Source organism: Burkholderia sp. LK4 (genome assembly GCF_001043615.1).
GTDB classification, from domain to species: domain Bacteria; phylum Pseudomonadota; class Gammaproteobacteria; order Burkholderiales; family Burkholderiaceae; genus Burkholderia; species Burkholderia cepacia.
In genome coordinates this window covers 1-239 of the sequence record NZ_LDUL01000152.1, presented here as the reverse complement: position 1 = coordinate 239, position 239 = coordinate 1, and the positions used below count along the sequence as shown (strand labels likewise).

Annotated in this window: 1 protein-coding gene; it reads right to left on the bottom strand. The window is 55.6% G+C overall.

Annotated elements, in window-relative coordinates; translation table 11 throughout:
- Positions 1 to 150: transposase domain-containing protein (locus tag VK92_RS41320; protein ID WP_197092562.1), on the bottom strand; the 150-nt coding region annotated here is incomplete at its 3' end.
- Between the last annotated feature and the right edge of the window lie 89 nt (positions 151 to 239).

The following is a 239-nucleotide window of genomic DNA, read 5'->3' as shown; positions in this document are numbered from 1 at the left end:
CTGCTCGGCTGGTAAGCGCCGCCGGCGAATGCTGGCCGTGCCCGTCGCTTCGATGGCCTGTTCGATCCAGTTATGTGGCAGATGCTCGCAGAGCCGACTCAGGTCGGCAGGTGCTGCATCCAGCAGAAAGGTCAGGTGGTCGTTCAGCATCGCTGACCAAGTTAACAGCTTGCCGCTCTGTTTACAACTCCAACCCTAAAAACAAAAATGCCGTTCAGTTGCTTAACTGAACGGCATTA